Raw genomic sequence first — 7,278 nt, 5'->3', positions numbered from 1 at the left:
GGCCTGGCTCGACCACTACAACCTAGACAGGCACCATCTCGGCATCGGAGGCCACCCACCCATCGACCGAATCAACAACGGTCGAGGTCAGTACATCTAGCGGGGGCCTCGCTGGTCGAGCGGCTGGCGGGCTTCGGGGATGCCAAGCGTGTTGTGCTCTGCGGCGGTGGCACTGACTCGCGCGAGCAGCGATGCCGGGCACCAGCCGCGGACTGCGCCGGTGAGGAGGAGCGCAGCGCCGAGCGTGGCGGCGATGGCGAGCGGCGCGTCGTGCAGGTTGCTGAGCGCGAACGCGCCGGTCAGCGCGCCGACAGCGGCCTGCACGACGCGTTCGATGCTTCCCGGAGCGCAGACCGGGGCGCGGCGGCGGGAAGTCACGGCGCCTCGGCGGCTGCGCGCTGCTCGGCGACCTGGCGGCGCACGTCGTCCATGTCGAGCGCGCGGACGCCGGCGATGAGGCTGTCGAGCTGGGCCTGGCCCAGCGCGCCGGGCTGCGAGAAGACGAGGATCCCGTCGCGGAAGGCCATGAGCGTCGGGATGGACGTGATGCGGAACGCCGCGGCCAGCTGCTGCTGGTCCTCGGTGTCGACCTTACCGAACACGATGTCGGTGTTCGACGCGGCAGCTCGGTCGAAGACGGGCGCGAAGCTGCGGCAGGGGCCGCACCATGCCGCCCAGAAGTCGAGGAGCACCATGCCGTCGCCGGCGATGGTCGAGTCGATCGTTTCGATGGTGATGTCACGCGTGGTCATGTTCGGGGTTGCTCCCTGGATCGGTGATGGTCGGATGGGCCGGCGTCAGCGCCCGATTGCGAGGCCGGTCGCCGCTGACGCGCTCTTGAGCGCGCCGAGGTCGGTGACGTCCGCGAAGCCGGCCTCGCGCATGAGCGCGACCGCCTGTGCTGACCGGCTGCCGGACCTGCAGTGGACGAAGTAGGGCGCATCAGGGTCGAGCGAGGGCAGTGCCGCGGTGAGGTCGCCGTTCGACACGTCGAGGAGGACCGCGCCGTCGAGGTGACCGGATGCCAACTCGGGCGCGGTGCGCACGTCGATGACGACGGCGTCCGCTGGAGCTGCGACGCTGCCAGGGGGCGTTGATGCGCAGCCTGTCGTGACGGCGGCGAGCGCGAGGCCGGCGAGGCCGGCGAGCTGGGTTCTGGTCATGGTGTTCTCCGGTGAGCGGTGTCGTTCAGGTGAGCGGGAGGTGGAGCGCGAGCTGCTGCACGAGCAGCGCGACGGCCACGCTGAGCACGAGCACCGCGAATCCGGTGCGCAGTGCCCGTTCGGGGATGCGGCCGGTGAGCGCCGAGCCGAGGAAGGAGCCCGCCACGGCGATTGCGGTGAACGGCAGCACCAGCGCCCAGGGGATGTCGGGGAGTGCTGGTTGGGCCGCGAGCCCGGCGAGCGATTGCATCGCGATGACGAGCAAGGATGTGCCGATCGCGGCCGACGCGGGCAGGCCGGCGAGCAGGATCAGCGCGGGGACGATGAGGAAGCCGCCCCCCGCGCCGACCAGCCCGGCGAGTGAGCCGACAACCGTTCCGAGCACGAGGACGAGGGCGATGCGCGGCCGAGCGGGCTCCGCCCGGTCGTGACGCGGGCGCCGGCGAAGCATCGCCACCGCGGCGGCGATCATCGTGCCGGCGAGCAGCACCATGAGCACGCCTGGGGGCAGCGTGCGGCCGAGCAGCCCGCCGACGAGCGCGCCGACGACACCGGCCGCTCCGAAGACTACCCCGACACGCCAGCGCACGCGGCCCGCGCGAGCGTGCTGCAGCAGTCCGAGGGCGCTCGTCGTGCCGACGATGAGCAGTGACGACGCGATGGCCGCTCGCGGCTCCACGCCGCCGACGGCGGTCAGGATGGGCACGGCGAGGATCGAGCCGCCGCCGCCCAGCAGGCCGAGGCTGATGCCGACCAGCAGGGCGAGCGCAAGAACGGCGATGGTGGCGGTCGGCGTCATCGGGCGCCTCGATCCTCGGCGGTCAGCTGGTCGCCGGCTCGCGCCCGGTTGTCTGGAGCCACCCGAGGTAGGAGCCGTCGAGCTCGACGACGTCGACGCCGGCCCGGCGCAGTGCGCTGGCGACGACGCTGTTGCGCACGCCGCTCTGGCAGTACGTCACGACGGTGCCGTCCGCGGGCAACTCGTCGAGGTGCCACAGCGCGCGGCCGCCGCTGAGGTGCGCGGAGCCGGGGATGTGCCCGTCGGCGTGCTCGGAGCTGCCGCGCACGTCGACCAGGTTCACGTCGGCGAGGCCGTCGAGCTCCTCCGGCTGCAGCAGTCGGGGCTGCACCAGCTCGAGCCCGTCGAGGGAGCGGATGAAACCGTCGACGGCGTCGATGCCGACCCGCACGAGGTGGTCGCGCATCCGCTCCGCCTCCTCGCGGTCGTCCGCGAGGAGAACGAGCGGCCGGTGCTCCGCCTCCGGATCGTAGACCCACGCCCCGTAGGTCGCGGCCTTCGCTGCGCCCGGGATGTTGAGGGAACCGACCACGGTGCCGTCGTGCACCTGCCGGCGGTCCCGAGTGTCCACCAGGATCGCGAGGTCGCGCTCCAGGAGGTGCTGCACCTCCGCAGTGGACCGCTCGGGGAGCGGTGCGCGGGGGTGGAGCACCGCGGGGCCGGTGCGGTTCTGGGACTTCATTCGGGCGAAGTACGCGTGGGCGTCGGGCTGGCCGGAGAGTAGCTCGTCGACGAAGCCTTGCTCGTCGTCGGCGGCGAGGTAGGGAGCCCACCACGAGAAGGCGCGCTCGTAGCCGACGGTCGTCGCCGCGATCGCGCCGAGCGACTTGCCGCACGCGCTGCCGGCACCGTGCGCTGGCAGCACCTGGACGTAGTCGGGCAGTGTCAGGAAGCGGTCGCGCAGGCTCGCGAAGAGTTGGTGAGCGCCCTCGAAGCGGGTGTCGACGCCGCCGGCCGCCTCGTCGAGCAGGTCCGGTCGGCCGACGTCGCCGACGAACACGAAGTCGCCGGTGAGCATGAAGCCCGGCTCCTGGGCCTGCGCGCCGTCGGTCACGAGGAACGACAGGTGTTCGGGCGTGTGGCCGGGGGTGTGCACCGCTCGCAGCGTCACGTTGCCGACGACGATCTCGTCGCCGTCGTGCATCCGGTCGGCGTCGTCGAAGCCGGTGCCGTAGGTCCAGTCGGGTCCGCCCTCGTCGGAGACGTGCATGCGGGCACCGGTGCGCGCCGCGAACTCGCGGGTGCCTGAGAGGTAGTCGGCGTGGATATGGGTCTCGGTGACGTGCGCGATGCGCAGGCCGTGCTTGTCGGCCAGTCGCATGTACTCGTCGACGTCGCGGCGGGGGTCGATCACGATCGCCTCGCCGGTCGCCTGGCAACCGATGACGTAACTCGCCTGTGCGAGGTCCTCGTCGTAGATGCGCTCCAGCAGCATGATGCTCTCCTTGTTCGTCGTCGTCGTCGTTGTAGTCGTCAGCAGTGGCAGCGGTCGGCCGCCGGGACGCCCCCGAGGGCCTCCTCGACGTGCTGGCCGCATCCGGCCCAGCTCGGCTTGCCGCAGCGGTCGCAGGTGATGCGTGCGCACATGGTGATGTCCTCTCGTCAGTGGATCAGCGGCCGAACAGGCGCGCGAGGAAGCCGGGTCGCGAGGCCTTCGCCTCATCGATGTCGCGCTGCGTGTGCCGGCCGGGGCACCAGTCGGATGCCGGGACCGTGCGGCGCACGTCGTTCACGTGCTGGCCGCAGCCAGCCCAGGTCGTCTTCCCGCAGATGTTGCACTTCGCGGCTCTGCACATCTCGCCCTCCTGGCGGTGTCGATGAAGGTTGAATACCCCGGGGGGTATCCAAACTATACCCTGGGGAGTATGGTGGATGTCAACCCAGGAGGAATCCGATGAGCATCAGCCCAGACATCGTCGCGGCGCACGACCCGGAGGCGAAGCGCAAGATCGTGAATCGGCTGCGGCGCGCGCACGGCCAGCTGGCAGCCGTCATCGCTGCGGTCGAGGACGAGGCCCACTGCCGCGACGTCGTGCAGCAGCTCTCCGCAGTGTCGAAGGCCGTCGACCGGGCTGGCTTCCTGGTGGTCGCCGGTGCCCTGAAGGAGTGCCTAGCCGAGGAGCCGGGCGACGGCGAGCGCATCGACGAGCTGGAGAAGCTCTTCCTCTCGCTCGCTTAGAGATTCCGGCGGGCGTCTCCGTGCCTCGGTAAGCACGCCGAGCAAGTGTGGCCCTCGCCATGCTTTTCCCTGGTGGGCCGCCGAGGCAAAGAAATAGGGCCAGGTGCGAACTTCCTCCAAGGGTGGTCCCTTGGTCGAAAGTTCACACCTGACCCGTCTGTGGGTGAGTAACGGGACTCGAACCCGCGACCCCCTGGACCACAACCAGGTGCTCTACCAACTGAGCTATACCCACCATGTGCCCGTCTCCGGGCAACCACACAAGTGTATTACAGACCCGAGGCGAACGAGGACACCGTCGCGGCCGCGGCGCTCCGCGCGTCGTCGCTCGTCGGTCCGGGGGCGGCGACGAAGACCGTCTCGCGGTAGTACGCGAGTTCGCGGATGCTCTCGCGGATGTCGGCGAGGGCGCGGTGTCCGCCGTCCTTCGCGGGGGCGTTGAAGTACGCGCGGGGGTACCACCGCCGGGCCAGTTCCTTCACGCTCGACACGTCCACGTTGCGGTAGTGCAGCCACCGGTCGACACGCGGCATGTAGCGGGCGAGGAACATCCGGTCCGTGCCGATCGTGTTGCCCGCCAGCGGCGCCTTGCCCTCGGGCACGAAGCGCTGGATGTACTCGAGCACCTGGAACTCGGCGTCGGCGAGGCTGACGCCGTTCGGGATCTCGGTCAGCAGCCCCGAGCTCTCGTGCATCTTCGTGACGAAGTCGTTCATGTGGGCGAGGGCCGAGTCGTCCGGCTTGATGACGATCTGGAACCCCGGGTCGAGCACGCGGAGGTCGAAGTCGGTGATCACGACGGCGACCTCGACGAGCTCGTCCACCGACAGGTCGAGGCCCGTCATCTCGCAGTCGATCCAGACGAGGCGGTCGTTCTCCGCAGCTGACACGTGGTCTCCTCCCACAGGAGTCGGCGTGGTCACGGCGACTCGGAGCCCCTCCAGGAGGATTCGAACCCCCGACCTGGCGGGTAGAAACCGCTCGCTCTGTCCACTGAGCTATGGAGGGAAGGATGCTCGTTCCCCAGGCTACCGCTCAGACCGCGATGGTCGCTCGGCGCACACGCAGCGCCCGCCAGCGTGCCGACAGGGCGAGGGCGAGGTGGACGCCGGGGCCGATGAGCACGGCGAACAGGACGGTCCCGAGCCCGACCGTGCCGCCGAGGAGCCATCCGGTGACGAGCACGCTGCCCTCGACCGCGAACCGGCACACCCAGATCGGCCAGCCGAACCGCGCGTGCAGCCCCGTCATGAGTCCGTCCCGAGGGCCCGGCCCGAGGTCGGCCCCGAGGTAGATCCCGGATGCGGCGGCGATGAGCGCGATGCCCAGGAGGAAGACGACGACGCCCCAGAGGTAGTTCCCGACCGGGGGGATCACGGCCAGCGCGCCCTGCATGACCGTCCCGACGACGAGGATGTTCGCGATCGTTCCGATCCCGGGCTTCTGGCGGAGCGGGATCCACGCCACGAGGACGAGGGCGCCGGTGAGGACGACGATCCAGCCGATGCCGATGCCGGTCTGCAGCGCGAGTCCCTCTGCGAGCACCGTCCAGGGGTCGAGGCCGATGCCGGCCTGGACGAGCACGGCGCATCCGACGCCGAAGAGAGCGAGGCCGACGACGAGACGGATGAGGCGGAGGCTCATGAGTCCATTCCAGCGTACGATTGGCCTCCTGCACACAGTCCAATCTCGGATCGGTGGACCATGGACTCTCGAATCGGCGCCCGGACCCTCGCCGGCGCCCTCGGCGGCTGGCGGACGCGGACGCCCACCTACGAAGCCCTCGCCGACGGCATCCGGCTGCTCTGCCTCGACAACCGCATCCCGGCCAACACCGCCCTTCCCGCCGAGCGGGAACTCGCCGTGACCCTCGGACTCAGCCGCGCGACCGTCGCCGCCGCGTACCGCTCGCTGCGCGACAGCGGTCACATCGAGAGCACCCGCGGATCGGGGAGCGTGACGCTCCCGCAGGTGCGTCGCGGGACGGGCCGGGTCTTCGACGACGGGGACGGCATCGATCTGCAGCAGGCGAGTCCGGCCGCGTGGCCCGGCCTCGCGGGGATCATCGCCGACGTCGGTGCCGATGCGGCATCCCTCGTCGGCCGGCCGGGCTACGACATCGTCGGCAGCAGCGAGCTGCGCACGGCGATTGCGGACCGGTACACGATGCGCGGCCTCCCGACTGCTCCCGACGAGATCCTGGTGACGAACGGCGGCCAGCACGCCATCCATCTCGTCACCTCCGCCCTCCTGCGTCCGGGCACGACGGCGCTGCTCGAGACGCCCACCTACCCGCACGCGACCGAGGCGATCAAGGCGACGGGCGCGAGGGTGACGGGGACACCGGTCACGGTGGAGGACGGCTGGGACCTCGACCGAGCGGTCCAGGCCTTCCGCCGCGCCCGGCCCACCCTCGCGTACCTCATGCCGTGGTTCCAGAATCCGACGGGACGGAGCATGACGACGGCGGATGCGGCGACGTTCCGCTCCGCGGCCGCCGGCGCGGGCACCGTGCTCGTGATCGACGAGACGACGGCGGAGCTCTCCATCGACGGCGACACCCCCGCCGCGCTCGACTTCGGCCCGCGCGCCGTCCGGATCGGATCCCTCGGCAAGACGGTCTGGGGCGGACTGCGTGTGGGGTGGGTCCGCGCCGAGCGGGCGTTCGTCCGCCGCCTCGTCGCGTCGCGGCCGCGGCGGGACCTCGGGACGGCGGAGTTCGAGCAGGCCGTCGCGACGCGCCTGGTCCGTTCGATGCACGAGATCCTGCCCCAGCGGGCGGAGCTCCTCGGGCGGGGGAGGGATGCCGCCGTCGCCGCGCTGCGCGAGACGGTGCCGACCTGGTCGGTGCCGGTGCCCCGTGGCGGTGTCTCGCTCTGGGTCGGGCTGGACGCGCCGCGCAGCGGCGGCCTGGTCCTGGCGGCTCGTCGCGAGGGGGTGCTCCTCTCGGCGGGTCCGCGCTTCTCGGTGGACGGCGGCTACGACGGACACCTGCGCCTGCCCTTCACCGCACCGCCGGAGCAGATCCGTCAGGCGGTCGCCGTCCTGGCACGCGTGTGGCCGGAGGTGACCGGTCGCACCGCGCTTCACCCCGTCGAGGAGCGCGAAGCGATGGCCGCAATCGTCTGATTCGTCGC

The 7,278-nt window shown here is 71.1% G+C and carries 10 protein-coding genes and 2 tRNA genes; 2 read left to right on the top strand and 10 right to left on the bottom strand.

The features are described from left to right. Positions 1–96: 96 nt before the first annotated feature. The 6 genes from ACPEH2_RS09655 to ACPEH2_RS09630 all read right to left on the bottom strand — a co-directional run bounded on the left by ACPEH2_RS09655 (position 97) and on the right by ACPEH2_RS09630 (position 3,758). Positions 97–378, bottom strand: a complete 282-nt coding sequence (locus tag ACPEH2_RS09655; protein WP_016465082.1) for a YgaP-like transmembrane domain — start codon at positions 376–378, stop codon at positions 97–99. Further along, positions 375–752, bottom strand: coding sequence for a thioredoxin family protein (locus tag ACPEH2_RS09650; protein WP_016465083.1), 378 nt, complete (start codon positions 750–752; stop codon positions 375–377). Before ACPEH2_RS09650 ends, ACPEH2_RS09655 begins: the two co-directional genes overlap by 4 nt. Positions 753–797: 45 nt before the next feature. After that, positions 798–1,163: a rhodanese-like domain-containing protein gene (locus ACPEH2_RS09645; RefSeq protein WP_359918644.1), complete on the bottom strand. Its 366-nt coding sequence runs from the start codon at positions 1,161–1,163 to the stop codon at positions 798–800. Between the two features lie 25 nt (positions 1,164–1,188). Continuing rightward, a complete protein-coding gene (locus ACPEH2_RS09640; RefSeq protein ID WP_033107195.1) occupies positions 1,189–1,962 on the bottom strand; it encodes a sulfite exporter TauE/SafE family protein in 774 nt (257 codons plus the stop codon). Between the two features lie 22 nt (positions 1,963–1,984). Then, positions 1,985–3,397, bottom strand: coding sequence for an MBL fold metallo-hydrolase (locus ACPEH2_RS09635; RefSeq protein WP_033107194.1), 1,413 nt, complete (start codon positions 3,395–3,397; stop codon positions 1,985–1,987). Between the two features lie 175 nt (positions 3,398–3,572). Further along, a complete protein-coding gene (locus ACPEH2_RS09630; protein WP_016465088.1) occupies positions 3,573–3,758 on the bottom strand; it encodes a hypothetical protein in 186 nt (61 codons plus the stop codon). Between the two features lie 98 nt (positions 3,759–3,856). Here ACPEH2_RS09630 and ACPEH2_RS09625 point away from each other — a divergent pair, with 98 nt between their 5' ends. Next, positions 3,857–4,141: a metal-sensitive transcriptional regulator gene (locus ACPEH2_RS09625; RefSeq protein WP_016465089.1), complete on the top strand. Its 285-nt coding sequence runs from the start codon at positions 3,857–3,859 to the stop codon at positions 4,139–4,141. A 162-nt stretch (positions 4,142–4,303) separates the two neighbouring features. On the opposite strand, the gene ACPEH2_RS09620 is transcribed toward ACPEH2_RS09625, so the two are convergent. The 4 genes from ACPEH2_RS09620 to ACPEH2_RS09605 all read right to left on the bottom strand — a co-directional run bounded on the left by ACPEH2_RS09620 (position 4,304) and on the right by ACPEH2_RS09605 (position 5,785). Then, positions 4,304–4,376: transfer RNA gene (locus tag ACPEH2_RS09620), tRNA-His, on the bottom strand. Positions 4,377–4,410: 34 nt separating this feature from the next. Continuing rightward, positions 4,411–5,031 (bottom strand): oligoribonuclease, encoded by a 621-nt coding sequence (gene orn / locus ACPEH2_RS09615; RefSeq protein ID WP_082886092.1) that lies wholly within the window; start codon positions 5,029–5,031, stop codon positions 4,411–4,413. A gap of 45 nt (positions 5,032–5,076) precedes the next feature. Continuing rightward, a tRNA-Arg gene (locus ACPEH2_RS09610) sits at positions 5,077–5,149 on the bottom strand. A 27-nt stretch (positions 5,150–5,176) separates the two neighbouring features. Beyond that, complete coding sequence (locus tag ACPEH2_RS09605; protein ID WP_359918647.1) at positions 5,177–5,785, bottom strand: YczE/YyaS/YitT family protein; 609 nt, start codon at positions 5,783–5,785, stop codon at positions 5,177–5,179. A gap of 60 nt (positions 5,786–5,845) precedes the next feature. Here ACPEH2_RS09605 and ACPEH2_RS09600 point away from each other — a divergent pair, with 60 nt between their 5' ends. Continuing rightward, positions 5,846–7,270, top strand: a complete 1,425-nt coding sequence (locus ACPEH2_RS09600) for a PLP-dependent aminotransferase family protein (protein WP_217531814.1) — start codon at positions 5,846–5,848, stop codon at positions 7,268–7,270. Positions 7,271–7,278: the final 8 nt, after the last annotated feature.

Origin of the sequence: Microbacterium sp. NPDC064942 (assembly GCF_049545525.1) — a bacterium.
Taxonomy (GTDB): Bacteria; Actinomycetota; Actinomycetes; order Actinomycetales; family Microbacteriaceae; genus Microbacterium; species Microbacterium gawkjiense.
The sequence above is the reverse complement of the archived record's forward strand: the minus strand, read 5'-3'. Positions and strand labels throughout refer to the sequence as shown.